This window comes from Bradyrhizobium sp. (genome assembly GCF_027451485.1).
In the GTDB taxonomy this organism is placed as follows: domain Bacteria; phylum Pseudomonadota; class Alphaproteobacteria; order Rhizobiales; family Xanthobacteraceae; genus Bradyrhizobium.
On sequence record NZ_DAIDJE010000097.1, the window covers coordinates 26,486 to 52,734 of the forward strand.

Here is a 26,249-nt window from a genome sequence, read left to right on the forward strand (position 1 = left end):
TAATTAACGCGCCTCGTGCACGCTCTTGCGGAAGCGCTGGATCAGCCGCAGCATTCGCGACGACCAGCGATCACCATTGCCGCGCAGGACTTCCAGGATGCGCCGCTTGACCGGATCGACCAGAGCCTTTGCCTTGGCGCGCATCGTCAGGATGAATTCGTAGAGCTTCTCGAACCATCCCATTTCCAGAAGTTTTGGCCGCGTGACGTCGAAGACAAAGGCGGTTACACCGACACCGAGAAGCTTGGCGAACAGAATCGTGAAAACGGCGCTGAACCAGTATTCGTGCATGAACAGCCATACGCCGATCATCTTCAGCGGAAACAGCGGTATCACCGGCACGACGAACACGATCAGCGTCATAGCTGGCGAGAGCGTATCGACGCGCTCGGCCAGCCAGTGCTTGAACGCCTGCAGCGGGATTTTCGCGACGACCCAGGCGACAAGAGGTTCGAGATGATCCCACAGCCACGCCTCGACCAAAAAGATGACCGCGAGCAGCACCCAGATCGGTTGAAGAAGGCGGCGTAGCATCGAGACCATCCTGGTCCGACTCGCGTCGGACAAGAATCACATATGGATGGCGCGTTTGCCAACTGCAAGCGCCGCTTCCTTCACCGCCTCGGAGCGGGTCGGGTGGGCGTGACAGGTCCGCGCCAAATCCTCGGCGGACCCGCCAAATTCCATCAAAACGGCGGCTTCGTGGATCATTTCCCCCGCTTCGCGGCCAACGATATGGACACCGAGCACGCGGTCAGTCTTCGCATCTGCGAGAATCTTCACGAAGCCGTCGGTGGTCTGGTTCACCTTAGAGCGGCCATTGGCGGTGAAGGGGAATTTACCGCTGGTATAGGCCACGCCAGCCTGTTTCAGTTCTTCTTCGGTCTTGCCGACAGAGGAGACTTCCGGAGTTGTATACACAACGCCGGGAATGACGTCGTAATTCACGTGGCCGGCCTGGCCTGCCAGAATTTCGGCAACCGCAACGCCCTCGTCTTCGGCCTTGTGCGCCAGCATTGGACCGGCAACGACATCACCGATCGCATAGACGCCCTTCAGGCTGGTGGCGAAATGCGCATCGATCTGGACCCGGCCGCGATTGTCGACCGCAACGCCCGCTTCTTTCAGCCCAAGACCCTCAGTGTAGGGAACGCGGCCAATGCAAACCAAGACCACATCCGCCTCGATCTTTTCAGCCGCGCCGCCCGCCGCCGGCTCGACCTGCGCCGTCACCGTCTTGCCTGATGTATCGACGCTCGTGACCTTTGCCCCGAGCTTGAACGCAAAGCCCTGCTTCTCGAGTATGCGCTGGAACTGCCTGGCGACCTCGCCATCCATCCCGGGCAGGATACGATCGAGGAATTCGACCACGGTGACTTGCGCGCCGAGCCGATGCCACACCGAACCGAGTTCGAGCCCGATGACGCCGGCGCCAATGATCAGAAGCTTGCCCGGCACCTTGTCGAGCGACAGCGCGCCGGTCGACGAGACGATGCGCTTCTCATCGATCTCGACGCCTTTGAGGCGCGCGATATCCGAACCGGTGGCAATGACGATGTTCTTGGTCTCGACAACCTGCGTCTTGCCGTCCTTGCCGGCGACTTCGATTCGACCTGCGCCGAGAATTTTTCCCTTGCCCGAGATCACGTCGATCTTGTTCTTCTTCATCAGGAACTCGACGCCCTTGACGTTGCCGTCAATGCCCTGCTGCTTGAAATTCATCATTGCGGGCAGGTCGAGCTTCGGCGGCGAAACGCTAACGCCCATCTTGGCGAACGAATGCGCGGCTTCCTCGAACATTTCCGAGGCGTAGAGCAGCGCTTTTGAAGGCATGCATCCGACGTTGAGGCAAGTGCCGCCGAGCGTGGCGTTTTTCTCGACCACGGCGACCTTCATGCCGAGCTGCGCGGCACGAATGGCGCAGACATAGCCGCCAGGGCCGGTGCCGATGACAACAAGATCGTAAGTAGCCATGATCATTCCCGTAACTGAGGTTTGCGAGGATGGCTTTAGCGGCCGCCCGACACATCAAGAATCGCGCCGGTCACGTAGGAGGCCTCGTCCGAGATCAGCCAGAGAATCGCGTTCGCAATCTCACCTGCGGTGCCTATGCGCTTCATCGGCACCGTGGGCGCCAGCCGGTGTGCACGGTCAGGCTCGCCGCCCGAGGCGTGGATTTCCGTATCGATCAGGCCCGGACGAATGGCTGCGACGCGAATGCCTTCGGCGGCAACTTCCTGCCCTAGTCCGACGGTAAAAGAGTCGATCGCTCCTTTGGATGCCGCATAGTCGACATAGGTATTGGGCGAGCCGAGCTTTGCCGCGACCGACGAAATGTTGACGATGACCCCGCCCATGCCGCCATGCCTGGTCGACATCCGCTTCACCGCCTCGCGTGCGCACAGAATGCTGCCGGTGATATTGACGGTCATGATGCGCTGGATGCGCTCGGCCGACATCTGATCGACCCTGGCGGTCGCGCCGACGATGCCGGCATTGTTGACAAGCGCACCCAGCGTGCCGAACGCGTCCGCCGCCTTGAACAGAGCCATAATGTCGGCTTCGATACCGACATCGCATCTCACCGCGATGGCCTTGCCGTTCTTTGCCTGGATCTGGCCTACGACTTCGTCGGCCGCCTTCTGGTTGCTGGCATAGCCGACCACGACACGAAACCCACGTGCCGCGGCAGCAAGCGCGGCGGCGCGGCCAATGCCGCGGCTGCCGCCGGTGATGATGACAACTTTGTCGGTCACGAGAGGGCCCTCAGAAGAATTAAGGATTTGACAGCGTCACTGCGAGCCTTGCTCAGAGATCCAGCACCAGCCGCGCCGGATCTTCCAGGCTCTCCTTGACGCGCACCAGGAAGGTCACCGCTTCTTTGCCGTCGATGACGCGGTGGTCGTAGGACAGTGCCAGATACATCATCGGCCGGATTTCGATCTCGCCTCCGACCGCCATCGGACGCTCCTGGATCTTGTGCATGCCAAGGATCCCCGATTGCGGCGCATTGAGGATCGGCGTCGACATCAACGAGCCGTAGATGCCGCCATTGGTGATGGTGAAGGTGCCGCCTTGCATCTCGTCGATCTTGAGCTGGCCGTCGCGGGCGCGGCGGCCATAATCGGCGATGCTCTTTTCGATCTCCGCAATCGACTTGTGGTCGCAGTCGCGCACGACCGGCACGACAAGGCCCTTGTCGGTTCCGACCGCCACGCCAATGTGATAGTAATTCTTGTAGATCAGATCAGTGCCGTCGATCTCGGCGTTGACCGCCGGAATGTCCTTCAGCGCCTGCACGCAGGCTTTGGTGAAGAAGCCCATGAAGCCGAGCTTGCTGCCGTGCTTCTTCTCGAACACGTCCTTGTAGTGCGCGCGCAACGCCATCACGTTGGTCATGTCGACCTCGTTGAAGGTCGTGAGCATCGCCGCCGTGTTCTGTACGTCCTTCAGCCGCCGCGCAATGGTCTGGCGCAGCCGCGTCATCTTCACCCGCTCTTCGCGCGCCGCATCGTCGGCCGGCGATGGCGCGCGGACCTGCACCGCCGCCGCCGGCTGATTGACCGGCGTTGGCGCCGAAGCGGCCTTCTCGATCGCGGCCAGCATGTCGCCCTTGGTGACGCGACCGTCCTTGCCCGAACCGGGAACGGTCGAGGCATCGACACCGCTTTCGGCGGACAGCTTGCGCACCGACGGCGCGAGCGGGGCGTCTGATGGAGGCACCTTGGCGGCAGGCGCCGGTGCGGCCGCCGCAGGAGGCGGTGGCGGTGGGGCGGCTCTGGCGGGAGCGGCGGCAGGCTTGGCGGCGGCGGCAGCCGCGCCGTCCGTGATCTGCCCGAGCAGCGCGCCGACGGCAACCGTCTCGCCATCCTTGGCACTGATCTCGCCGAGCACGCCGGCGGACGGCGCCGGGACCTCAATGGTCACCTTGTCGGTTTCGAGCTCGACCAGCGGCTCGTCGACCGCGACGATGTCACCGGCCTTCTTGAACCAGCGGCCGATGGTCGCCTCAGTCACGGATTCGCCGAGCGTCGGCACGCGAATTTCAGTCATGGTCTTTCTTCCCCAATCGCTACTGCCGTCATCATCCGCGAAGGCGGACGATCCAATGGTCCGCGTCGTGAACTAAGACGGGCGGCGCGGTGTGCTGGATGCCCCCTTCGCGGGGCATGACGAAATGAAAATTCAGTTCAGCGCCTCATCGAGCAGCGCTTTGAGCTGCGCCAGATGTTTCGACATCAATCCGGTCGCGGTAGCCGCAGCGGCCGCGCGGCCCGCATAGCGCGGGCGCCTGTAGGTGGCGCTGATCTGGTTAAGCACCCATTCCAAATAGGGCTCGATGAAATGCCAGGCACCCATGTTGCGGGGCTCTTCCTGGCACCAGACCACCTCGGCGGTCTTGAACCTTGAAAGCTCCACCACCAGCGCCTTCAACGGCACCGGATAGAGCTGCTCGACGCGCATCAGGTAGATGTCATCGATGCCGCGCTTTTCGCGCTCTTCATAGAGATCATAGTAGACCTTGCCCGAGCACAGCACGATTCGTTTGACCTTCTCGTCCGGCGCGAGCTTGATCTTCTCATCGGCGAGCATCTGGGCGTCATCGTAGAGAATGCGATGGAAGGTGGTTCCCTCGCCGAGTTCGTCGAGCCGCGACACCGCGCGCTTGTGACGCAACAGCGACTTCGGCGTCATCAGGATCAGCGGTTTGCGGATCTCGCGATGCAGCTGCCGCCGCAGCACATGGAAGTAATTGGCGGGCGTCGTGGGATAAACGACCTGCATGTTGTCTTCGGCGCAGAGTTGCAGGTAGCGCTCGAGCCGCGCCGAGGAATGCTCGGGACCCTGTCCTTCATATCCATGCGGCAAGAGGCAAACGAGGCCCGACATGCGCAGCCACTTGCGCTCGCCCGAGGAGATGAACTGGTCGAACACGACCTGGGCGCCATTGGCGAAATCGCCGAACTGCGCCTCCCAGATCGCGAGCGCGTTCGGCTCGGCGAGCGAGTAGCCGTATTCGAAGCCGAGCACGGCTTCTTCCGACAGCAGCGAGTTGATGACCTCGTAATGCCCCTGATCGCCGCCGAGATGGTTGAACGGCGTGTATCGGCTTTCGTCTTCCTGGTCGATCAGGACCGAATGGCGCTGCGAGAACGTGCCGCGCTCGGAATCCTGACCCGAGAGCCGCACGTGATGACCTTCCTGCAACAGCGAGCAGAATGCCAGCGCCTCTCCCGTCGCCCAGTCGATGCCGATACCGCTGTCGAGCGCCTTGGCACGGTTGTCGAGGAAGCGCTGAATGGTGCGGTGAACGCGGAAACCGTCCGGCACCTTGGTGATTTTGCGGCCGATGTCCTTCAGGACGGCGGTATTGACCCCGGTCACGCCGCGGCGCGCATCCTCTTCCTGGTCAGCGATCTTGAAGCCGGCCCACTTGCCGTCGAGCCAGTCGGCTTTGTTGGGCTTGTAGCCGACGCCCGCCTCGAATTCAGCATCGAGCCGCGCGCGCCAGTCGGCCTTGGCCTTCTCGACCTCGCCTTCGGTCATCACGCCTTCGGCGATCAGCCGCTTCGCATAGATCTCGAGCGTCGTCGGGTGCGAGCCGATCCTCTTGTACATCACCGGCTGGGTAAATGCCGGCTCATCGCCCTCGTTGTGGCCATGGCGGCGATAACAGAACATATCGATGACGACCGGCTTGTGGAATTTCTGCCGGAATTCGATCGCGACCTTCGCGGCGAAAACCACCGCTTCCGGATCGTCGCCATTCACGTGGAAGATCGGCGCATCGATCATCTTCGCGACGTCCGACGGATAAGGCGACGAGCGCGAATAACGCGGATAGGTGGTGAAGCCGATCTGGTTGTTGACGATGAAATGCACCGAGCCGCCGGTGCGGTAGCCCTTCAGGTCGGACAGGCTGAAGCATTCAGCTACCACGCCCTGGCCGGCGAAAGCAGCGTCGCCATGCATCAGCAGCGGCAGCACTGAAATCCGCATGTCCGGCGGATCGCCATGCTGGTCCTGCTTGGCACGCACCTTGCCGAGCACCACCGGGTCGACGATTTCCAGATGCGACGGGTTTGCCGTCAGCGACAGATGGATCTTGTTGTTGTCGAATTCGCGGTCCGAAGAGGCACCGAGGTGATATTTGACGTCGCCCGAACCCTCGACCACGTCGGGATTGGCCGACCCGCCCTTGAATTCGTGGAACAGCGCGCGATGAGGCTTACCCATCACCTGTGTGAGCACGTTGAGGCGGCCGCGATGCGGCATGCCGAGCACGATTTCCTTTACGCCGAGATTGCCGCCGCGCTTGATGATCTGCTCCAGCGCCGGAATCAGTGATTCGCCACCATCGAGACCAAAGCGCTTGGTGCCGGTGAACTTGAGATCGCAGAATTTTTCGAAACCTTCGGCCTCGACAAGCTTGTTGAGGATCGCGCGGCGGCCTTCGCGGGTGAAGGAAATTTCTTTATCCGGCCCCTCGATCCGCTCCTGGATCCAGGCTTTCTGCGCGGCGTTGGAGATGTGCATGAACTCGACGCCCAGCGTCTGGCAGTAGGTACGCTCGCAGATCGCGACGATTTCGCGCAAGGTGCCGTATTCGAGCCCCAGCACGTGATCGAGGAAAATCTTCCGGTCGAAATCGGCTTCCGTGAAGCCGTAGGAGCGTGGATCGAGTTCTTCGCGGTCGCGCGGCGCTTCGATGCCGAGCGGGTCGAGCTTGGCATGGAAATGTCCGCGCATCCGATAGGCGCGAATCAGCATCAGTGCGCGAACCGAATCGCGGGTCGCCTGGTGCACATCGTCCGAGGAGAGTTCGCTGGCTGCGGCCTGGGCCTTGGCGGCGAGCTTAGTGGAAACCGCCGTTTCGACTTCCGCCCAGTTGCCATCCAGTGCCGAGATCAGATCGTCGCGCGGCGTGACCGGCCAGTTCCCTTTGCTCCACGACGGCCCCTCGGCGTTCTTGTGAACGTCGGCGGGGGTGTCCTTCAGGCTTTTGAAGAACTCCTGCCACTCGGCGTCGACCGAGGTGGGGTCGCTTTCGTAGCGGGCATATATTTCGTCGATATAGGTGGCGTTGGTGCCCTGCAAAAAAGACGAGAGGGCAAAAGCGGCGTTCGCATCTTGGCGAGACATGGGGCGTCCTGATGATTTTCTTCATCGCGCGTAACAGACGGCGCGCTAGGGCGGCGGATTTGACATTCGCTCGGTATCGCCGCGAGTTCTCAGGCGAATGTCAAATCCGAGGCCGCACTAGAATTTTGATCCTCTAGCGCCCCTTGGATTGTGGCACTCGCAAACGAACCCTCCGCGACAGGATGCGAATGTCAGAATCGGGGCACTAGCCGGTCTGCGATAAGCAGATCGGCTAGTGCAGAACCTGTACCCCATTTAGGAAGAAACTTCGCCCGGAAAACAACTAAGGAGTGAATTAAGCTTTCAATTTTTCGACAAGCGTCTTCCCGAGCCGCGCCGGCGAAGGGGAGACGCTAATTCCCGCCGATTCCATGGCTGCGGACTTTGATCCGGCGTCACCCTTGCCGCCAGATATGATGGCACCGGCATGGCCCATGCGCCGTCCGGGGGGGGCCGTGACGCCGGCAATGAACCCGACCATTGGCTTTTTGCGGCCCCGCTTCGCCTCATCCTTGAGGAACTGGGCCGCATCCTCCTCGGCGGTGCCGCCGATTTCTCCAATCATAATAATCGAGGTGGTCTTGGGATCCGCCAGAAACATCTCCAGCACGTCGATAAATTCGGTGCCCTTGACGGGGTCGCCGCCGATACCAACGGCGGTGGTCTGGCCGAGGCCTTCCTGGCTGGTCTGGAACACCGCCTCATAGGTCAGCGTGCCCGAACGCGAGACGATGCCGACATTGCCGGGCCGGAAGATGTTGGCCGGCATGATGCCTATCTTACACTCGCCCGCGGTCATCACGCCCGGGCAATTCGGCCCAATCAGCCGCGACTTCGAACCCGAGAGCGAGCGCTTCACCCGCACCATGTCGAGTACCGGAATGCCTTCGGTGATGCAGACGATCAGCGGAATCTCCGCATCGATCGCCTCGCAGATCGCGTCGGCTGCGCCCGGCGGCGGCACATAGATCACGCTCGCATCCGCACCGGTCTTCTCACGCGCTTCCGCCACCGTGTCGAACACCGGCAGACCGAGGTGCTTCGATCCGCCTTTGCCTGGCGAGGTGCCGCCGACCATCTTGGTGCCGTAAGCGATCGCGGCTTCGGAATGGAACGTGCCGTTCTTGCCGGTGAAGCCCTGGCAGATGACTTTGGTATTCTTGTCGATCAGGATGGACATGGATGAGATGCCTTCGCGAAATAATCGGAAAAGGGGGTCAGTGGATTCGCCGGTAGAAGCCGGTGAGATCGATGCGGGCATTCACCCCGGAGATTGCGTCCGCGCCTTCGGTGCAGCGCGAGGGATAGACCGTCTCCTGGCCGGCCCATTCGCCCGCGGACGCCGCGAGATTGCGGCAATCTTCGAGCGGCATCGGCGCAACGAGATGATCGGCCATCGTCAGGCTCCCTTGACGGCCTTGACGATCTTCTGCGCGGCGTCATCGAGATCATCCGCGGGCAGCACGTTGAGACCGGATTCGCGGATGATTTTCTTGCCGGCATCGACGTTCGTGCCCTCGAGGCGCACCACCAGCGGCACCTTGAGACCGACTTCCTTCACCGCCGCGACCACTCCTTCGGCGATGACGTCGCATTTCATAATGCCGCCGAAGATGTTGACCAGAATGCCCCTCACATTGGGATCGGCTGTGATGATCTTGAAGGCGGCCGCGACCTTTTCCTTGCTGGCGCTGCCGCCGACATCGAGGAAGTTCGCCGGCGACATGCCGTAGAGCTTGATGATGTCCATCGTCGCCATGGCAAGTCCGGCGCCATTGACCATGCAGCCTATGGTGCCGTCGAGCGCGACATAGTTGAGATCGTATTTCGACGCCTCGATTTCCTTGGCGTCTTCTTCGGTCTCGTCACGCAGCACGACGATTTCGGGATGGCGGAACAAGGCGTTGTCGTCGAACGACACCTTGGCGTCTAGGACGCGGAGCTGGCCCTGCTTGGTAACGACCAACGGATTGATTTCCAGCATTGCCATGTCCTTGGCCGTGAAGGCGGCATAGAGCTGGGCCGCCAGCTTTTCCGCCTGCTTGGCAAGGTCGCCGGTGAGATTCAGCGCCTTCGCCACGGTGCGACCGTGATGGCCCATGATTCCGGTGGCTGGATCGACGGAGAAGCTGACGATCTTCTCCGGGGTCTTGTGTGCGACTTCCTCGATGTTGACCCCGCCTTCGGTCGAGACCACGAATGATACTTTGGAGGTTTCGCGGTTCACCAGGATCGAGAGATAGAACTCCTTGTCTATGTCGGAGCCCTCTTCGATGTAGAGGCGGTTGACCTGCTTGCCTTGCGCGCCGGTCTGCACGGTCACCAGCGTTGCGCCCAGCATCTGCTTGGCGAATTCGTTGACTTCGGCGACCGACTTGGCGATGCGGACCCCGCCTTTGCCGCCGGCGGAGGCTTCCTTGAACGTGCCCTTGCCGCGGCCACCAGCATGAATCTGGCTTTTCACCACCCAGACCGGACCGGGAAGGCTCTTCGCGGCCGCATCGGAATCGGTAGCCTTCAGCACCGGCACGCCTTTGGAAATGGCGACACCGAACTCGCTGAGCAGGGCTTTGGCCTGATATTCATGAATGTTCATTTGAACGCTCCCCGAACCTTAGGTCGCCGTGGTTCTTGGCAAGTTCCCAGCGACTCTGCCACGTGGCATACCACATACCAAAAGAACTGCAACCCAACCTGGGCCGAAAAGTGAGATGCCGAAGATCGAGGCTCGATCTTCGGCAAAAGCTTCCGAAAATCAGCGGCCCAGCAGGTCCGGCGCGATCTTTTTGCAGGCCTCGACCAATCCCTGGACCGCGGCGACCGATTTGTCGAAGGCCTCGCGATCCTTGCCCGCGAGTTCGATCTCAACAACGCGCTCAACGCCTTTGCCGCCGATCACGACGGGCACGCCGACATACATGTCCTTCACGCCGTATTCACCGTTGAGATAGGCAGCGCAGGGCAGTACGCGCTTCTTGTCCTTCAGGTAACTCTCGGCCATGGCAATCGCGGACGCTGCCGGCGCATAGAACGCCGAACCGGTCTTCAGCAGGTTGACGATCTCGGCGCCCCCGTTGCGGGTACGGTCAACAATCGCGTCGAGACGGGACTGCGAGGTCCAACCCATCTTGACCAGATCGGGAAGCGGAATACCGGCCACCGTGGAGTAGCGCACCAGCGGCACCATGGTGTCGCCGTGCCCGCCGAGGACGAAAGCGGTGACGTCCTCGACCGAAACGTTGAATTCGTCGGCCAGGAAATAACGGAAGCGCGATGAATCCAGCACGCCCGCCATGCCGACCACCTTCTTGTGCGGCAGGCCGGATGCCTTTTGCAGCGCCCAGACCATGGCGTCGAGCGGGTTGGTGATGCAGATGACGAAAGCGTTGGGGGCATATTTCTTGATGCCGGCGCCGACCTGCTCCATCACCTTGAGATTGATGGAAAGAAGATCGTCGCGGCTCATGCCGGGCTTGCGCGGCACGCCGGCAGTGACGATGCACACGTCCGCGCCGTCGAGCGCTTCGTAGGAATTGGCGCCCGTGAGGTTTGCATCAAAGCCATCGACCGGTGAGGATTGCGCAATATCGAGCGATTTGCCCTGCGGCACGCCCTCAGCAATGTCGAACATGACAACGTCGCCGAGTTCCTTGAGGCCGATGAGATGGGCCAGCGTTCCGCCGATCTGGCCTGAGCCAATCAGAGCAATCTTGTCGCGCGCCATGGGGAGTTTTCCTTTGAAGCGATTGAGGTGGATGAAAGGCGTTTGAGGCTGGTTATCCCTTTCGCCTGCCCCGTTCAAGCCGCGCCTGCTCAATTGTCGGGCCGACCGGGTACAGGCCGAACGGCGTCCCGGAACGACTGCAAATAACGCCAGCAAATTACGTCTCGACCAGTCCGGTGGTCGAACCACTGGCCGCCGAATCCTTGTGACCGTGCGGCCGGCCCAAGTAGGATTGCGAGCCCATCTCGATCAGGCGCGAGGAGGTCCGCTTGAATTCGCTGGCCTCAATGCCGTCGCTCGCGAGGTAAAGCGACAACGGATCGGCTGCTGCCGAGGCCATCAGCTTCACGCCATTGTCGTAGAGGGTGTCTATGAGGGTGATGAACCGCTTGGCCGCGTTGCGCTCGGGGTAATCCATCACCGGAATGCGATCGATCATAAGCGTGTGATAGTCGCGAGCGAGTCGAAGGTAGTCGGATGCAGCAAGCGGCTGCTCGCAAAGATCGGCGAAGGAAAAACGCGCCACGCCATTGGCCGAACAAGGCACATGCAGGTTGCGGCCCTTGATCGAGATGTCGCGCGGGCGGCGGGGCGCGTTTCCGGTCATCTTTGCCCAGGCCTTGTCGAGCGCGGCGGCAGCCGCCGCATCGGCGGGCACCAGCCACATTTTGACGCCGGCAAGCTTTTCCAGCCGGAAATCGGTGCGTGCCTCGAGCCGCAGCACTCTCATGTGCTCTTCGATCTGCGCAATGAACGGCAAAAACAACGATCGGTTCAGCCCGCCTTTATAGAGATCTTCAGGCGCGACGTTGGAGGTTGCCACAACTACAGTGCCGAGTTCGAAGAGACGCGCGAACAGCCGCCCCAAGATCATGGCGTCGGCAATATCCGTCACGTGGAATTCGTCGAAGCATAACAGCCACGCCTGCTCGAAGATCGCGTTTGCTGTGAGCGCGATCACATCGGCATCGGGGATTTCGCCGCGCGAGACCTGCTGGCGAAAGCCATAAATGCGCTCGTGCACCTCGGTCATGAATTCGTGGAAATGCGCGCGGCGCTTATGATCGATCGGACATTGCTGAAAGAACAGGTCCATCAGCATGGTCTTACCCCGCCCGACCTCGCCATGAACGTAGAGACCGTGCGGCGCGCCATTGTCCTTGTCGGCGAACAGCCTGCCGAGCAGGCCCTGCTTGCGCGGCGGCTTGTAATGCGAAAGCCTTTGGTCGAGATCGCCGAAGGCGTCCGCGACCTCGCGCTGCGCAGCATCCGGCTCGATCGCGCTGGAAGCAACCAGCAATTCGTAAGCTTTCAGGAAAGAAGCAGGCGGCGGGGACAACATCATCCCACTTTACGGCCCAACCCTGAACAAATTGCAAGTCGTGAATCGGCATTGGCACCCTGCACCCTGCCTAAGCAAGCACGCGATGCGGTTTCGAGGGGCGCCGTCTGTAGCCGAAATTAAATTCTGCTTTATGCGCTCAGCGCGTAGGAGTCCTCGACCACGTAAGGTCCGCCGCCGGTCGAGGCACGCGAGGAAAACAGCACAAAGCGGGAAGCCGTGAACACCTTGGCAGGGAAATAACCCCGAACCGAAAGATAGTCGGCGACATCCTGTGTGGAGGCGTCGCGCAGCCGCGCCAGCGTGACATGCGGAGTGAATTTTCGTCCCTCCGGATCGAGCCCGATCCGCTGCATCAAACGTTCGAGTTCGGCTTGCAGTTCGATCAGCGGCCGGCTCGGGGCGACGTTGGCGACCACCGCGCGCGGCTTCTTGCCGCCAAAGCTGGAGAGGCCCTGGACCGCGACCTCGAACGGCTTGCGGTTCACCCGAAACAGCATTGAGGCGATCTCGTTGGCGGAGACGCCGTCGATATCGCCGATAAAGCGCAAGGTGACGTGATAATTTTCAGGATCGATCCAGCGCGCGCCCGGCAGTCCGCCACGCAAAGAGGAGAGGGTTTGACCGATTTCGGGGGGAATTTCCAGTCCGGTAAACAGACGCGGCATCGCATGACTCCCGATGCTGGAACATGATTCGAAAGCAGGAATATCAGCTTCCCTGGAGATCATGTTCACTGGCGGATACCGGCGACGAATCACCGGCAACAATTTTTAGCGTAGTTATGTGACTCTGCGAAGCATCTCCCGTTAACTGTTCAGTAAAGGTCCGCCGCCGGCCTCGCTCTTCAGCTCGCGTGTCTGGATATCGAGCCGAGAAATGCCTCAACGCTGGGCAGGATATTCTTGACGATGATGTCAACTCCCTCCGCGGTTGGATGCATGCCGTCAGCTTGATTGAGTTTCGGATCGGCCGCCACCCCCTCAAGGAAAAAGGCATAGAGCGGCACGTCGTAGGCTTTGGCGAGATCAGGATAGATCGAATTGAAGCGGGCGGCAAAGTCGGCTCCATCGTTCGGCGGCGCGAGCATGCCGCACAACATCACCGCGATGCCGCGCGCCTTCAGCCGTTTCACGATGTCGGCCAAGGCCGCGCGGGTGATCGCCGGATCGATCCCGCGAAGCGCGTCGTTGGCGCCAAGCTCAACGATGACGGCCTGGGTTCCCTGCGGCACTGACCAGTCGAGACGATCACGGCCGCCGGATGCGGTGTCGCCGGAAACGCCGGCGTTGGTCACATCGACGTCTATGCCTCTGGCTTTCAATGCTTTTTGCAGCTTGGCCGGAAATGCATCCGCGCCTGACAATCCAAATCCCGCGCTCAAGGAGTCGCCGAGCACGACCATCTTTATCGGGGCGACAATGGAAGCCGCCGGAGCCTGCGCAAGAGCCGGTTCCGCCGCAATTAACAGCAAACTCCACACGAGCATTTGCTTGAGCAGCGAACCAAACCTCTCGACCCCGCAGGAGGAACTACCATATGAGCTAGCCATGGATACTCTCACAAAGCCTTCATCCGTGTCCGGCCTTGCACCGGACAGCATTTTCATCTCCCACGTCAATCTCTCGCTCGGCAGCGGCGCGGCGCGCGTCCATATCCTCAAGGACATCAGCCTGCGCGTCGGGTCTGGCGAAGCGCTTGGCCTGATCGGTCCGTCAGGCTCGGGAAAGTCCACGCTCCTCATGGTGATGGCGGGACTGGAGCGTCCCGACAGTGGAGAGGTGGTGGTGGGAGGAACTACCTTCAATGGCCTCAGCGAGGACGCATTGGCCAGGTTTCGCGGCCGTCAGGTCGGCATTGTCTTCCAGTCCTTTCATCTGATTCCCACCATGACGGCGCTGGAAAATGTCGCGGTGCCGCTGGAACTCGCCGGAAATGCCGAAGCCTCGGCGCGCGCCGCGCACGAGCTCGCATCGGTTGGATTGGGTGACCGGCTGCATCACTATCCCGCGCAGCTTTCAGGCGGCGAGCAACAGCGCGTCGCGCTCGCCCGAGCGCTGGCGCCCGATCCGGCGATCCTGGTGGCCGACGAACCCACGGGCAATCTCGATGAAACCACCGGCAAACAAATCGTCGATCTCCTGTTCACCAAGCATGCCGAGCGCGGCATGACGCTGGTGCTGGTGACCCACGACGCCTCACTGGCGCATCGCTGCGACCGCGTGGTGCGGCTGCGCTCGGGCCGCATCGAAGAGCGGGCCGAGGATAGCGCTGCTTCATGACAGTTGTCGCTGAACCCGTGAGCGCCAGGCGGCGAGCCTCCGTCCCACTGCGCTATGCCTTGCGCGAACTGCGCGGCGGCCTGCGCGGCTTCTATGTCTTCATCGCCTGCATCGGGCTCGGCGTGATGACGATTTCCGGCGTCGGTTCGGTCGCTGCCAGCCTCGGCGACGGATTGGCGCGCGAGGGCCGCACGCTGCTCGGCGGCGATGCCGCCTTCTCGCTGATGCAGCGCGAAGCAAATCCCGAAGAACTCGCCTTCCTGCGCACACATGGTGAGGTGGCCGTTACGGCTTCGCTTCGCACTATGGCGCGCGCCGCCGACGGCCGCCTGGCCCTGGTAGAGATGAAGGCGGTAGATCGCAACTACCCGATGCTGGGCCAACTTTCACTTGGCCCCGATATGCCGATCGCTGAGCTGCTCGCCGAACACGACGGCGTGTACGGGGCCGCAGCCGATCAGACGCTGCTGGCCCGGCTTGACCTGAAGCTTGGCGATCGCGTCCATGTCGGCCAGGCGACCTTCCAGATTCGCAGCATCGTCGAGGCCGAACCGGACAAGCTCGCAGGCGGCCTCGGATTCGCTCCGCGGTTCCTGGTCAGCGTCGCCAGTTTGCGTGCCACGCAACTGCTCCAGCCCGGCAGTCTGGTGCGCTGGACCTATCGGGTCAAACTGCCCGACGACAAGAGTGATGACCGCGCCACAACCCAGTTCGTCTATGATGCCCGGCAGGCGCTGCCCCATGCCGGCTGGCAAATCCGGTCGCGCGACAACGCGTCGCCCCAGCTTGAACGCACGATCAACCGTTTCACCCAATTCCTGACGCTGGTCGGATTGGCCGCCCTGCTCGTCGGCGGTGTCGGCGTTGCCAATGCGGTCAAGAGCCATATCGATCGGCGACGCGATGTCATCGCGACATTCAAGGCGGTCGGCGCAACCGGTCGCGACGTGTTTTCGATTTACCTAACCCAGGTGATCGTGCTCGCCCTGGCTGGATCGGTCATCGGGCTTTTGGCAGGCGGCGCCCTGCCATTCATCATCGTGGAGGTGTTCGGCAAGCTTTTGCCGCTGCCGATCGAGCCTGCGCTGCATCGCAATGAACTGGCGCTGTCGCTCGCCTATGGACTGTTGACCGCGCTTGCTTTCGGCCTCTGGCCGCTCGGCCGCGTACATCACGTTCCAGTGGCGGCGCTGTTTCGCGACACTGTATCCAACGTCCGGCATCGGCCGCGCTGGAGCTATCTGTTGGCGACGGCGGCCGTGATCGCGGTTCTGGTCGCCGTCATCATCGGCGCCGCCTACGACAAGCGCGTTGCCACCATTTTCGTTGTCGCCTCGATCGCTGTTTTCGCCCTGTTACGCGGCATCGCCGCCGCGCTGATGGCGCTGGCGCGCCGCCTGCCGCGATCGCCGGCGACCATGCTGCGGCTCGCGGTCACCAATATCCATCGTCCCGGCGCGCTGACGCCCTCGGTGGTGATGTCGCTCGGTCTTGGCCTTGCCGTTCTGGTTACGATCACCCAGATCGACGGCAACCTGCGCCGGCAGTTCCTGGCGGCCCTACCGGAACGCGCGCCGTCCTTTTATTTCATCGACATTCCTTCGACGGAGGCCGACCGCTTCGGCGCATTTCTCAAACAGGCCGCGCCGGGATCGACCGTGGAGGAGGTCTCGATGTTACGGGGACGTATTGTCTCGGCGCGCGGTGTCAAGGCGGAAGAACTCAACCCCTCGACCGACAGCGAATGGGTGTTGCAAAGCGACCGTGGCCTGACCGCAACCGGCGAAATCCCGAAGGGCTCCAAAATCGTGCAAGGCAAATGGTGGGGCGCCGATTACAATGGCCCGCCACTGGTATCGATCGAGAAGAAAATTGCCGACGGTCTCCACCTCAAACTCGGCGATGAGATCGTGGTCAATGTCCTCGGCCGCGATATCTCGGCCAGGATCGGGAACATGCGCAGCATCGACTGGCAGGGTCTCGGCATCAATTTTGTGCTGGTGTTCTCGCCGAATACGTTCCGGGGGGCGCCTCATACACATATAGCAACATTGACCGAGGCGCATCCGGATCCGGCCGACGATGCCGCGATCGTCAAGAGGGTCGCAAACGCCTTTCCGATGGTGACCAGCGTGCGGGTCCGCGAAGCGCTGGAGACGATCGGCGGCGTGGTCACCAACCTGGTGCTGGCTATCCGCGGCGCCAGCGCCGTCACGCTGATTTCGGCCATCCTCGTGCTCGGCGGAGCGCTTGCCGCCGGCCACCGGCACCGGGTCTTTGACGCGGTCATTCTCAAGACGTTGGGGGCAACCAGAGCACGTTTGCTCAGCGCCTATGCCCTCGAGTATCTCTTGATCGGCCTCGCGACGGCGATTTTTGGCGTCATCTCCGGCTCAGTCGCCGCTTGGCTGATCGTAACCCGGCTGATGACCTTGAGCTTCGTCTGGCAGGCAGGCAGCGCGGCCGGCGTGGTGGTATCCGCGCTTCTCGTTACGGTCGGATTGGGACTGGCCGGGACATTGGTGGCCCTGAACCAGAAGCCGGCTGCGGTGCTAAGAAACCTGTGAAGGCGCAAACATAAAACTTATTTTAAAGTTTCTGGCTGGACCAGCCCGCAGGCGCGAAACCTAGCGACATTCGGCCGCGCATGAATGCTTGTGGCGATCGTGTTAGTTTCCCAAATATCAAGGCGAAGACCAGACGCCGTTTCATGAAGCAAAATTAATCTCGGCATGCGCCGGTGTCTGGGATAATTCTAGCAGGCGAGATCCCTTTGCCTGTCAGGCAACAAACAGGAATTCGACCATGTCGGACCTAGACCGCAACTACGCTTCTCCCTTCGGCCGGGCCGCCGGGCGCGTTGACGCCGCTACCGTCGACGCCGGTTTGCGCGCCTACATGCTGCGCATCTACAACTACATGAGCATTGGCCTGGCCATCACCGGCTTCGCCGCGCTTGGAATCTATATGGCCGCCGTAACCACTGAGCCCTCCGGCGCCGCTGCCAAGATCGGCAGCGCATTCCTGACGCCCTTTGGATACGCGATGTTCGTCAGCCCGCTGAAGTGGCTGTTCATCCTGGCGCCGCTGGCGATGGTTTTCGCGATCTCGGCCGGCATCAACCGCCTCGCCCCTTCAACCGCTCAAATGCTGTTCTGGGTATTCTCGGCCTTGATGGGCGTTTCACTCTCCTCGATCTTCCTGGTGTATACGCATACCTCGATCGTGCGGGTGTTCTTCATCACCGCGGCCACCTTTGGTGCGCTGAGCCTCTATGGCTATACAACGCGGCGTGATCTGACCGGGATGGGCTCGTTCCTGTTCATGGGTCTGATCGGCATCATTATCGCGAGCCTGGTCAACATCTTCCTTGGCAGCTCGATGCTCCAGTTCGTGGTTTCAGTGATCGGCGTCATGGTGTTCGCAGGTCTCACCGCGTGGGATACACAGCGGCTGAAGAACGATTACATCTATGGCTATGCGGGCGCCGGCGGTGACGTGGCCGAGCGCGCCTCGATCATCGGAGCCCTGTCGCTGTACCTGAACTTCATCAACCTGTTCACGCTGCTGTTGCAACTGCTCGGCCAGCGCGACTGAGGCGCACCGTCCGTCCAGATCGGAAAGCCCCGGCCGAAAGGCCGGGGCTTTCCTTTTTCGCCGGGCGAAAATAATCTTCGCGAATGTTGTCGCTTGAAATCAGACCGGCCAGCGCCGCCGATCTTCCCGCTATCACCGATATCTACGCGGAGGCGGTCCGCTTCGGAACCGCAACCTTCGAGCTTATTCCACCTGATCTGGCTGAGATGACGCGGCGCTTTCGGACGCTGACCGACGGCGGCTTTCCATACTTGGCGGCAGTGCTGGGAGGGCGCGTGACCGGATATGCCTATGCGGGTCCCTATCGGCCACGTCCGGCCTATCGTTTCACCGTCGAGAACTCAGTGTATCTGGCAACCGCGATTCACCGCCGCGGCATCGGCCGGCAATTGCTGGAACGTTTGATTGCTGACTGCGAGACGCGCGGCTTCCGACAGATGATCGCGGTGATCGGCGATTCGGCCAATGCCGCCTCGATCGGCGTCCACACGGCTTGCGGCTTCCAGATGATCGGGACTCACCCGAGTGTCGGACTGAAGTTTGGCCGCTGGCTCGACACGGTAATGATGCAGCGAAGGCTTGGCGAGGGAGCCACCACGGTGCCGCCTGCTACTTGATGCGGCCTCCTTTGGTTAAACCACGGCCAGCTTGCGGTCGATCACCAGCAATACGCGATCGAGCTCATGGCCGCGGCGCAGGATCAAGCCGCTGGCCGAAATCACGCTATACATGCCCTGCTTGCGTGCCAGCCGCGGATCCTTCTCGATCCGGTAAAGCGGAACTTCCGAGGCGCGGCGGAAGATCGAGAACACCGCGCGATCGCGCAGAAAATCGATGGCGTAGTCGCGCCACTCTCCGTCGGACACCATGCGTCCGTACAAATTCAAGATGCGATTGAGTTCGAGACGATTGAACGTCACCCGGTTGGGCAAAGCGGCCGCAGCGGTCTGGCGCGCCGCGGCGCGTGCCTCGCTTGGATCGGTATCCTCCGAGATCAAACTCACGGCGCAACTCCTATCCTTGTCATTTAACTGATATGATCGCGCCGACTGAACCGCTCCGCAAGGGGCGGTGTTATCGCACCCTCGCTTTCAAGCGGGAAACTTCACCTGGAACTGCGATTTCCGATCCGTCACGGGATCGTTAGTTCAATCATAATACCGCCCCACTTCCGCCCAGCGCGTGCCCTGCTACATTGCGATAAGAATCACCTGCGTTGGCCCGGTCCTTTCGATACCGGATTCCTCAGCCCCCAGCCCCCCGGGGTCGTCGGGACCGGGTCTATCGCAGATTGATCCGTGACTGGACCAACGCGAGTTGGTCCTTTTTCTTTTTCTCGCAGCGTTCAACTCGCGAGTTTCAACGACGGATCGAGACGCGCCGCGGTCTTCCTACACGTCAATCCCATGCCAACGGTGTCTCTGGAGGGTGTCGCTTAATGGAGCGACGTATATGCCGCGCCCAGCATGGCGCCCGGCCGATCCCGGCTTCCATCCTGGACGAAAACGGCCGCGGCATCGACGCCTTCATGCGAAATGTTCTCAAGCGGGACCGTCCAGCTGCCGGCCGTGCCGTTCCAATCGCCGACCTTCAATACGTTGCGAACGACGTTGTAGTACGTCAGTTCACGCCCGTGATTCTCACCACGGGCAATCGAGATCGGCACCGCCTTTGAGATCGAGTAAATCCAGACTTCCCCGTGGGTCGCAGCACTCGTCTTGCCGGCATCGGCGACCGATACCATGATGTGCCCGCCCGAGAGCTTCATCGAAACCGGCACCGACATGACGCCGTCGTTTTTCCTGGTCGCGCCGATCGCCCGCTCGATCCCGGCGCGATCGCTGCCGACCACGTGGACCTCGCCGTTGATAATCGCTTGCGGCGTGTAGACGTCGCGGTCGCCGCGCATCCGCGAATAGGCCTTCTGGCGGGCGGAGAAGCGCGCATCCGCCAGCGTATCTTTCCAGCCGAGATAATCCCAATAATCGATCGGCATGCTCAGCGCGATCACCGAAGGATCCTTGGCCAGTTCACCGATGATCTTGTCGGCAGGCGGGCAGGACGAACAGCCCTGCGAGGTGAAGAGTTCGACGACGGCACGGGGCTCGGTCGCGGCGGCGGGACGGACAACGGCGACGATGGCGCAGACGCCCAAGGCTCCCGACCATCGTGAAATCGAATTCCAAGCCATCATGACCGTCATACTTAAGACCGGGAAATTGCGGTTTGCCAATTCTCGCCGCTAGCACCTGACAGAGCACCAAGCCATTAAGGCTTTCAAAACAGGGTAAAGCAGCCGTTTTTTAAGCTGCCTTCTCCTGCCTCGCTACTCACTTCGCGGTGAGGCTCCGATCACAATCACGCGGCCAGCTTGCGCAACACGTAATGCAGGATGCCGCCGTTCCGGTAGTAATCCAGTTCGTCGAGCGTATCGATTCGGCACAGCAGGGAAATACGCTGCAAGGCACCGTCGCTCGACACGATTTCTGCGGTCAGTTTCTGACGCGGCTTCAGATCACCCTGCAATCCGCGTATGGTTACTTTCTCGTCGCCCTTCAATCCGATCGATTGCCACGACGTCCCGTCCTCGAAGGTCAGCGGCAGCACGCCCATGCCGACCAGGTTGGAGCGATGGATGCGCTCAAAGCTCTGGCAGATCACGGCGCGCACACCAAGCAAACGGGTTCCCTTTGCGGCCCAGTCTCGCGAGGAGCCGTTGCCGTATTCGGCGCCTGCAAACACCACCAGCGGCACACCCTCTTCCTGATACTTCATCGCAGCGTCGTAGATCGACATCTGCTCACCATCGGGCCAGTGCTTGGTCATGCCGCCCTCCGGAATGTTGCCATCGGCGCCCTTCAGCATGAAATTCTTGATGCGGATGTTGGCGAAGGTGCCACGCATCATCACTTCATGGTTACCGCGACGTGTACCGTACTGGTTAAAGTCGGCCGGGCGCACCTGATGCTCGCTCAGGAATTTGCCGGCTGGCGAGGTCAGCTTGATCGAGCCGGCCGGCGAGATGTGATCGGTGGTGATCTTGTCGCCGAACATCGCCAGGATCCGCGCATCGACGACATCCGCGATCGGATCTGGCTGCTTCTTCATGCCTTCGAAGTAGGGCGGGTTCTGCACATAGGTCGAACTCATATTCCAGCGGAAAGTCTCGCTGTCAGTGGTCTTGATCTTGCGCCAGTTGGTGTCGCCCTTGAAGACGTCGGCATATTTCTTCTTGAAGATTGGTGCGGTGACGTACTTCTTGACGAAAGCATTGACCTCTTTTGCGGTCGGCCAGATGTCCTTCAGGTACACCGGCTTGCCGTCCTTGCCATTGCCGATCGGCTCGACGGCAAGGTTCTTCCTGACCGTGCCGGCGAGCGCGTGGGCGACGACGAGCGGCGGCGAAGCCAGATAATTCGCCTGCACGTCCGGCGAAACGCGGCCTTCGAAGTTGCGGTTACCCGAGAGTACGGCAGCCGCCACGATGCCGTTGTCGTTGATCGATTTCGAGATCTCTTCCGGCAGCGGACCGGAATTGCCGATGCAGGTGGTGCAGCCGAAACCGACCAGGTTGAAACCCACCTTGTCAAGATCGGCCTGAAGGCCGGAGTTGCCGAGATATTCGGCAACCACCTGGCTGCCCGGAGCCAGCGATGTCTTCACCCAAGGTTTTGCTTTCAGCCCCTTGGCGACGGCGTTGCGGGCGAGCAATCCCGCGGCGATCAGAACGCTGGGATTGGAGGTGTTGGTGCAGGATGTGATCGCCGCAATCACGACGTCGCCATGACCGAGATCGAAGTCGCGGTTTTCGACCGGATATCGCGCGGCCGCATCTTCGGTCCGCTTGTACTCGCTGGCCAGTGCTGTGGCGAAGCCTTCGGCAACCGCCGGCAGGGCGATGCGGCCCTCGGGACGCTTGGGACCTGCCATCGACGGCACGACGTCCTTGAGATCGAGCGTCAGCGTGGTGGTGAAAACCGGATCGCTCGATTTGGCGCTCCGGAACAGGCCCTGCGCCTTTGCGTAAGCCGCGACCAGCGCGACGCGGTCGTTCTTGCGGCCCGATGTCTTGAGATAGTCGATGGTCGCCGCATCGACCGGGAAGAACCCGCAGGTTGCGCCATATTCGGGCGCCATGTTGCCGATGGTTGCCTTGTCGGCGACCGACAGGTTGTCGAGACCGGGACCGAAAAACTCGACGAATTTTCCGACTACGCCCTGCTTGCGCAGCATCTGCGTGACCGTGAGCACGAGATCGGTAGCCGTGACGCCTTCCTTGAGTTGCCCCTTCAACTTGAAGCCGACGACTTCCGGGAGCAGCATCGACAGCGGCTGACCAAGCATGCAGGCCTCTGCCTCGATGCCGCCAACACCCCAGCCGAGAACGGCAAGGCCGTTGACCATTGTGGTGTGAGAGTCAGTGCCGACCAGCGAGTCCGGATAGGCGACTTCGAAGGTGCCCTTCTTCTTGCCGACCGTCATCTTCTCCTTCCTGGTCCACACCGTCTGCGCGAGGTATTCGAGATTGACCTGATGGCAGATGCCGGTGCCGGGCGGCACGACGGAGAAGTTCGAAAACGCTTTCTGACCCCACTTCAGGAATTCGTAGCGTTCCTGGTTCTGCTTGTACTCCTCGACCACGTTCTTGCCGAACGCCTTGTTGTCCCCGAAGAAGTTTACGATCACCGAATGGTCGATCACGAGATCAACCGGCACCAGCGGGTTGATCTTCTCGGCGTCGCCGCCAAGATTCTGCATCGCGTTGCGCATCGCGGCCAGATCGACCACCGCCGGCACGCCGGTAAAGTCCTGCATCAGGACGCGCGCCGGTCGAAACGCGATCTCATGCTCGAGCGCACGCTTCTTCAGCCATTTCGAAACAGCGACGATGTCGTCCTTCTTGACGGTGCGGCCGTCTTCATTACGCAGCAGGTTCTCCAGCAGCACCTTCATCGAATAGGGAAGCCTCGATATTCCCTTCAGACCGTTCTTCTCGGCGGCGGGCAGGCTGTAATAGACGTAGGTCTTGCCACCGACCTTGAGGGTCTTCTGGCATTTGAAGCTGTCGAGAGAGGTCATGTGAGGCAATCCCAGATTGTCAGTTTATTCCCGAGAATGGTATTATTACACCGGCTGCGGGGTTTCGCCGGCAAGGCCGAAGACGCCGATTGTGTCTCGCGTCAAGTTCCGGCTTATAGAATCTTTCAACAATCGCCGCCACACCGGTGAGCGGTTCGCAGCAATGCGCCATCCATAAAATTCTGATGCGCTACCCCTCCATTGGAGTGGGGCTCGCGATAAGGGCAAGATGCGGCTTTCAGGACGCGAAGTCGATTGTGTGCGGGGCGGCCGCGAGGTCTTCTCCAACCTCAATTTCGAGGTCGTCTCCGGCGAGGCGGTAGCGGTGGTAGGCCCCAACGGATCTGGCAAGACGTCGCTCTTGCGTCTGATTGCCGGGCTGCTCGTTCCGGCACGCGGATCGATAACCCTCGAAGGCGGCGAGGCTGAGCTAACGCTGGCCGAACAAGCGCACTACCTCGGTCATCGCGACGCGCTGAAACCGGCCTTGAGCGTCTCGGAAAACCTCAGCTTCTGGCGCGATTTTCTCGGCGGTGCGGCGTCGGACCCGGCCGAGAGTCTCGCCACGGTCGAGCTCGATCATGCGGCCCACCTGCCGGCGGCGTATCTGTCCGCAGGACAGCGGCGGAGGCTTTCGATTGCGCGGTTGCTGACGGTTTACCGGCCGGTCTGGCTGCTCGACGAACCCACCAACGCGCTGGATACCGCCGGACAGAAGCTGTTTGCCTCCCTGATCGGCGATCATCTGGCGCGAGGAGGGCTCATCATGGCCGCGACCCACACGCCGCTCGGAATCACCGCGCGGACGCTGCGCGTCGGAGACGTCTCGTGACCGCGCTGTCCGCGCTGATCCGCCGGGACATCCGGATCGCGCTGCGCGTCGGCGGCGGCGCCTTGATCGGCGTCCTGTTCTTTCTCACCGTCGTGGTCCTGATGCCGTTCGCCATCGGGCCGGACCTTGCGCTGCTCGCACGATTGGGACCTGCGATCCTTTGGCTCGGCGCGCTGCTGGCGAGTCTCTTGACGCTGGATCGCCTGTTCACGGCGGATCATGACGACGGCTCGCTCGATCTGATCACGATGAGCAGAACGCCGCTGGAACTGTCCTGCGCTGTCAAGGCTGTGGCCCACTGGCTCGCCGCCGGATTGCCGCTCATCATCGCAACGCCAATCCTTGGCTTGCTGCTCAATCTCGACGTCGGCGCAACCGCGGCCGTGGCGCTGACACTGCTCGCCGGCACACCGGCGCTGACCTTCACCGGCATGATCGGCGCGGCACTGGCCGTGACGCTGCACCGCGGCGGCTTGTTGCTGGCGGTTCTGGTGTTGCCGCTGTCGATTCCCGTGCTGATCTTTGGCGTGGCGGCGTCAGAAGCCGCGATCACCGGGCCGTCGTCATTCGGGGCGCCGTTTTCGATCCTGTGCGCTCTGTCGCTGTTCGGCCTTGTGGTCGGCCCCTATGCAGCGGCAGCGAGCCTGCGCCAAGGGCTGGATTGATGCTCATCAACTCTCGCTGAAAGCATTTATGCTGATTGCCTGTAACGCCTTCGGCCATTAACAGAGTGCCATGACGCTGATCGATCTCGCCAATCCCACCCGGTTCCTTGCCTTGACGGCGCGTCTTCTGCCGTGGCTGGTGGTCGCGACCGGGATCCTGCTTGCGGTCGGTCTTTACCAGTCGGCGACGGCGCCCGACGACTATCAGCAGGGCGCCACCGTGAAGATCATGTTCATTCACGTTCCCAACGCCTGGCTGTCGATGTTCGTCTGGGCGGTCATGAGTCTGGCCGCGCTTGGCACACTGGTGTGGCGTCACCCGCTCGCCGATGTTGCAGCAAAGGCCGCCGCGCCGATCGGTGCCGCGTTTACCTTCCTCGCGCTGGTGACGGGCTCGCTTTGGGGCCGGCCGATGTGGGGGACCTACTGGGAGTGGGACGCCCGGCTGACATCCGTGTTGATCCTGTTCCTGATGTATCTCGGCCTGATCGCGCTGTGGCGCGCCGTCGAGGATCCCTCGCGCGCCGCACGCGCCGCTGCGGTGCTGACGCTGGTCGGCGCCCTCAATCTGCCAATCATCAAGTTTTCTGTCGACTGGTGGAACACGCTGCATCAGCCGGCTTCGGTGATGCGAATGGGCGGACCGACGCTGGACCGCGCGTTCCTGATTCCGCTTCTGGTTATGGCGCTGGCGTTTTCGCTGTTGTTCGTCACCTTACACCTGGCGGCGATGCGCAATGAAATCCTGCGCCGCCGCGTCCGAGCGATGCAGATGCTTCAGGCGCAAGCCGGCAAGCCGCGGGCGTGAGGCGATGTCGCTTGGACCCTATACAACCTTTATCGTGGCCTCCTATCTGGCGGTCCTGATTGTGGTCGTGTTGCTGATCGCCTGGATTGCGATCGATTATCGCCGCCAGAAGCAGCGCTTGAGCGACCTTGAATCCAAAGGTTTGGTCCGCCGCTCCGGACGCAAATGACGGACAAAGGCATGAGCACGCCCACAACCTCCAACGACGCTCCGCGAAGCTCGCGCTGGCTGATGGCGCTGCCGCTCGTCGTCTTTGCGGCACTTGCCGCAATCTTCTGGTTCCGGCTCGGCGATGGTGATCCGTCGCGCCTTCCGTCAGCATTGATCGGTCATCCCGCGCCACAAACCCGGCTGCCACCGCTGGAGGGGCTTGCCAATGGCGGCGCACCGGTCCCCGGCCTCGATCCGTCCGTTTTCAAGGGCAAGGTCAGCCTCGTCAATGTCTGGGCTTCATGGTGCGTGCCGTGTCACGACGAAGCGCCGCTCCTGACCGAACTCGGCCACGACAAGCGGCTGCAAGTCGTCGGCATCAACTACAAAGACTCGGCCGAGAACGCCCGGCGCTTTCTCGGCCGCTACGGCAATCCGTTCGGCGTTGTCGGCGTCGATGCCAATGGCCGCGCCTCGATCGAATGGGGCGTTTATGGCGTCCCCGAAACCTTCATCGTGGGGCGCGAAGGCACCATCCTTTACAAGCTCGTCGGCCCGGTAACGCCGGACAACATCAATACGACGCTGCGGGCCGAGATTGACAAGGCGCTGAAGGCGGGCTCCTGA

Annotated in this window: 24 protein-coding genes; 9 read left to right on the forward strand and 15 right to left on the reverse strand. The window is 61.5% G+C overall.

Features of this window, described 5'->3' with window-relative positions:
- Positions 1-3: 3 nt before the first annotated feature.
- From NEZ08_RS12905 to NEZ08_RS12960, 12 genes are all read right to left on the reverse strand, one after another.
- The gene (locus NEZ08_RS12905; RefSeq protein ID WP_298107364.1) at positions 4-534 is read right to left on the reverse strand and encodes a hypothetical protein; all 531 of its coding nucleotides are present in this window, start codon (positions 532-534) and stop codon (positions 4-6) included.
- Positions 535-570: 36 nt separating this feature from the next.
- On the reverse strand, positions 571-1,974 hold the full coding sequence (gene lpdA / locus NEZ08_RS12910; RefSeq protein ID WP_298107365.1) for a dihydrolipoyl dehydrogenase: 1,404 nt from the start codon (positions 1,972-1,974) through the stop codon (positions 571-573).
- A gap of 35 nt (positions 1,975-2,009) precedes the next feature.
- Positions 2,010-2,756, reverse strand: a complete 747-nt coding sequence (locus NEZ08_RS12915) for an SDR family oxidoreductase (RefSeq protein ID WP_298107366.1) — start codon at positions 2,754-2,756, stop codon at positions 2,010-2,012.
- Positions 2,757-2,808: 52 nt separating this feature from the next.
- Entirely contained in the window at positions 2,809-4,053 is a 1,245-nt protein-coding gene (odhB, locus tag NEZ08_RS12920) for a 2-oxoglutarate dehydrogenase complex dihydrolipoyllysine-residue succinyltransferase (RefSeq protein WP_298107367.1), read from the reverse strand.
- Between the two features lie 132 nt (positions 4,054-4,185).
- A complete protein-coding gene (locus NEZ08_RS12925; RefSeq protein WP_298107368.1) occupies positions 4,186-7,143 on the reverse strand; it encodes a 2-oxoglutarate dehydrogenase E1 component in 2,958 nt (985 codons plus the stop codon).
- A gap of 295 nt (positions 7,144-7,438) precedes the next feature.
- Positions 7,439-8,323, reverse strand: a complete 885-nt coding sequence (gene sucD / locus NEZ08_RS12930) for a succinate--CoA ligase subunit alpha (protein ID WP_298107369.1) — start codon at positions 8,321-8,323, stop codon at positions 7,439-7,441.
- Positions 8,324-8,360: 37 nt separating this feature from the next.
- A complete protein-coding gene (locus tag NEZ08_RS12935; protein ID WP_298107370.1) occupies positions 8,361-8,540 on the reverse strand; it encodes a hypothetical protein in 180 nt (59 codons plus the stop codon).
- 2 nt (positions 8,541-8,542) lie between these two features.
- A complete protein-coding gene (gene sucC, locus NEZ08_RS12940) occupies positions 8,543-9,739 on the reverse strand; it encodes an ADP-forming succinate--CoA ligase subunit beta (RefSeq protein WP_298107371.1) in 1,197 nt (398 codons plus the stop codon).
- Positions 9,740-9,898: 159 nt separating this feature from the next.
- On the reverse strand, positions 9,899-10,867 hold the full coding sequence (gene mdh / locus NEZ08_RS12945; protein WP_298107372.1) for a malate dehydrogenase: 969 nt from the start codon (positions 10,865-10,867) through the stop codon (positions 9,899-9,901).
- 157 nt (positions 10,868-11,024) lie between these two features.
- Positions 11,025-12,209, reverse strand: coding sequence for a cell division protein ZapE (zapE, locus tag NEZ08_RS12950; protein WP_298107475.1), 1,185 nt, complete (start codon positions 12,207-12,209; stop codon positions 11,025-11,027).
- Between the two features lie 131 nt (positions 12,210-12,340).
- Positions 12,341-12,877: an RNA 2',3'-cyclic phosphodiesterase gene (gene thpR, locus NEZ08_RS12955; RefSeq protein WP_298107373.1), complete on the reverse strand. Its 537-nt coding sequence runs from the start codon at positions 12,875-12,877 to the stop codon at positions 12,341-12,343.
- A 179-nt stretch (positions 12,878-13,056) separates the two neighbouring features.
- Complete coding sequence (locus NEZ08_RS12960) at positions 13,057-13,761, reverse strand: arylesterase (RefSeq protein WP_298107374.1); 705 nt, start codon at positions 13,759-13,761, stop codon at positions 13,057-13,059.
- Here NEZ08_RS12960 and NEZ08_RS12965 point away from each other — a divergent pair.
- The 4 genes from NEZ08_RS12965 to NEZ08_RS12980 all read left to right on the forward strand — a co-directional run bounded on the left by NEZ08_RS12965 (position 13,760) and on the right by NEZ08_RS12980 (position 18,705).
- Positions 13,760-14,491: an ABC transporter ATP-binding protein gene (locus NEZ08_RS12965; protein WP_298107375.1), complete on the forward strand. Its 732-nt coding sequence runs from the start codon at positions 13,760-13,762 to the stop codon at positions 14,489-14,491. The two genes, NEZ08_RS12960 and NEZ08_RS12965, sit on opposite strands and share 2 nt — an antisense overlap.
- On the forward strand, positions 14,488-17,058 hold the full coding sequence (locus NEZ08_RS12970) for an FtsX-like permease family protein (protein WP_298107376.1): 2,571 nt from the start codon (positions 14,488-14,490) through the stop codon (positions 17,056-17,058). The genes NEZ08_RS12965 and NEZ08_RS12970 overlap by 4 nt, the downstream gene beginning before the upstream one ends.
- 238 nt (positions 17,059-17,296) lie before the next feature.
- Positions 17,297-18,088, forward strand: a complete 792-nt coding sequence (locus tag NEZ08_RS12975) for a Bax inhibitor-1/YccA family protein (RefSeq protein ID WP_298107377.1) — start codon at positions 17,297-17,299, stop codon at positions 18,086-18,088.
- Positions 18,089-18,171: 83 nt separating this feature from the next.
- Positions 18,172-18,705 (forward strand): GNAT family N-acetyltransferase, encoded by a 534-nt coding sequence (locus NEZ08_RS12980; protein WP_298107378.1) that lies wholly within the window; start codon positions 18,172-18,174, stop codon positions 18,703-18,705.
- 15 nt (positions 18,706-18,720) lie between these two features.
- Here the strand turns inward: NEZ08_RS12980 and NEZ08_RS12985 are convergent, their stop codons facing one another.
- From NEZ08_RS12985 to acnA, 3 genes are all read right to left on the reverse strand, one after another.
- On the reverse strand, positions 18,721-19,092 hold the full coding sequence (locus NEZ08_RS12985) for a DUF2794 domain-containing protein (RefSeq protein WP_298107379.1): 372 nt from the start codon (positions 19,090-19,092) through the stop codon (positions 18,721-18,723).
- Positions 19,093-19,523: 431 nt separating this feature from the next.
- On the reverse strand, positions 19,524-20,291 hold the full coding sequence (locus NEZ08_RS12990; RefSeq protein WP_298107380.1) for a thioredoxin family protein: 768 nt from the start codon (positions 20,289-20,291) through the stop codon (positions 19,524-19,526).
- A gap of 155 nt (positions 20,292-20,446) precedes the next feature.
- A complete protein-coding gene (acnA, locus tag NEZ08_RS12995) occupies positions 20,447-23,167 on the reverse strand; it encodes an aconitate hydratase AcnA (protein WP_298107381.1) in 2,721 nt (906 codons plus the stop codon).
- A 229-nt stretch (positions 23,168-23,396) separates the two neighbouring features.
- Between acnA and ccmA the strand changes: the two genes are divergently transcribed.
- The 5 genes from ccmA to NEZ08_RS13020 all read left to right on the forward strand — a co-directional run bounded on the left by ccmA (position 23,397) and on the right by NEZ08_RS13020 (position 26,249).
- Positions 23,397-23,999 (forward strand): heme ABC exporter ATP-binding protein CcmA, encoded by a 603-nt coding sequence (ccmA, locus tag NEZ08_RS13000; protein WP_298107382.1) that lies wholly within the window; start codon positions 23,397-23,399, stop codon positions 23,997-23,999.
- Complete coding sequence (gene ccmB / locus NEZ08_RS13005) at positions 23,996-24,664, forward strand: heme exporter protein CcmB (RefSeq protein ID WP_298107383.1); 669 nt, start codon at positions 23,996-23,998, stop codon at positions 24,662-24,664. The genes ccmA and ccmB overlap by 4 nt, the downstream gene beginning before the upstream one ends.
- A 70-nt stretch (positions 24,665-24,734) precedes the next feature.
- Positions 24,735-25,472 carry a heme ABC transporter permease gene (locus NEZ08_RS13010; RefSeq protein WP_298107385.1) on the forward strand — a complete coding sequence of 246 codons (738 nt, stop codon included), beginning with the start codon at positions 24,735-24,737 and terminating at the stop codon, positions 25,470-25,472.
- A gap of 4 nt (positions 25,473-25,476) precedes the next feature.
- A complete protein-coding gene (gene ccmD / locus NEZ08_RS13015) occupies positions 25,477-25,641 on the forward strand; it encodes a heme exporter protein CcmD (RefSeq protein ID WP_298107386.1) in 165 nt (54 codons plus the stop codon).
- Between the two features lie 11 nt (positions 25,642-25,652).
- Entirely contained in the window at positions 25,653-26,249 is a 597-nt protein-coding gene (locus NEZ08_RS13020) for a DsbE family thiol:disulfide interchange protein (RefSeq protein WP_298107388.1), read from the forward strand.

Excerpts from the sequence above, each read along its gene's own strand:
- NEZ08_RS12905 (WP_298107364.1), bottom strand. The coding sequence starts at position 534 with ATGCTACGCCGCCTTCTTCAACCGATCTGGGTGCTGCTCGCGGTCATC.
- lpdA (WP_298107365.1), bottom strand. The coding sequence starts at position 1,974 with ATGGCTACTTACGATCTTGTTGTCATCGGCACCGGCCCTGGCGGCTAT.
- odhB (WP_298107367.1), bottom strand. The coding sequence starts at position 4,053 with ATGACTGAAATTCGCGTGCCGACGCTCGGCGAATCCGTGACTGAGGCG.
- NEZ08_RS12925 (WP_298107368.1), bottom strand. The coding sequence starts at position 7,143 with ATGTCTCGCCAAGATGCGAACGCCGCTTTTGCCCTCTCGTCTTTTTTG.
- sucD (WP_298107369.1), bottom strand. The coding sequence starts at position 8,323 with ATGTCCATCCTGATCGACAAGAATACCAAAGTCATCTGCCAGGGCTTC.
- NEZ08_RS12935 (WP_298107370.1), bottom strand. The coding sequence starts at position 8,540 with ATGGCCGATCATCTCGTTGCGCCGATGCCGCTCGAAGATTGCCGCAAT.
- sucC (WP_298107371.1), bottom strand. The coding sequence starts at position 9,739 with ATGAACATTCATGAATATCAGGCCAAAGCCCTGCTCAGCGAGTTCGGT.
- mdh (WP_298107372.1), bottom strand. The coding sequence starts at position 10,867 with ATGGCGCGCGACAAGATTGCTCTGATTGGCTCAGGCCAGATCGGCGGA.
- zapE (WP_298107475.1), bottom strand. The coding sequence starts at position 12,209 with ATGTTGTCCCCGCCGCCTGCTTCTTTCCTGAAAGCTTACGAATTGCTG.
- thpR (WP_298107373.1), bottom strand. The coding sequence starts at position 12,877 with ATGCCGCGTCTGTTTACCGGACTGGAAATTCCCCCCGAAATCGGTCAA.
- NEZ08_RS12965 (WP_298107375.1), top strand. The coding sequence starts at position 13,760 with ATGGATACTCTCACAAAGCCTTCATCCGTGTCCGGCCTTGCACCGGAC.
- NEZ08_RS12960 (WP_298107374.1), bottom strand. The coding sequence starts at position 13,761 with ATGGCTAGCTCATATGGTAGTTCCTCCTGCGGGGTCGAGAGGTTTGGT.
- NEZ08_RS12970 (WP_298107376.1), top strand. The coding sequence starts at position 14,488 with ATGACAGTTGTCGCTGAACCCGTGAGCGCCAGGCGGCGAGCCTCCGTC.
- NEZ08_RS12975 (WP_298107377.1), top strand. The coding sequence starts at position 17,297 with ATGTCGGACCTAGACCGCAACTACGCTTCTCCCTTCGGCCGGGCCGCC.
- NEZ08_RS12980 (WP_298107378.1), top strand. The coding sequence starts at position 18,172 with ATGTTGTCGCTTGAAATCAGACCGGCCAGCGCCGCCGATCTTCCCGCT.
- NEZ08_RS12990 (WP_298107380.1), bottom strand. The coding sequence starts at position 20,291 with ATGACGGTCATGATGGCTTGGAATTCGATTTCACGATGGTCGGGAGCC.
- acnA (WP_298107381.1), bottom strand. The coding sequence starts at position 23,167 with ATGACCTCTCTCGACAGCTTCAAATGCCAGAAGACCCTCAAGGTCGGT.
- ccmA (WP_298107382.1), top strand. The coding sequence starts at position 23,397 with ATGCGGCTTTCAGGACGCGAAGTCGATTGTGTGCGGGGCGGCCGCGAG.
- NEZ08_RS13010 (WP_298107385.1), top strand. The coding sequence starts at position 24,735 with ATGACGCTGATCGATCTCGCCAATCCCACCCGGTTCCTTGCCTTGACG.
- ccmD (WP_298107386.1), top strand. The coding sequence starts at position 25,477 with ATGTCGCTTGGACCCTATACAACCTTTATCGTGGCCTCCTATCTGGCG.
- NEZ08_RS13020 (WP_298107388.1), top strand. The coding sequence starts at position 25,653 with ATGAGCACGCCCACAACCTCCAACGACGCTCCGCGAAGCTCGCGCTGG.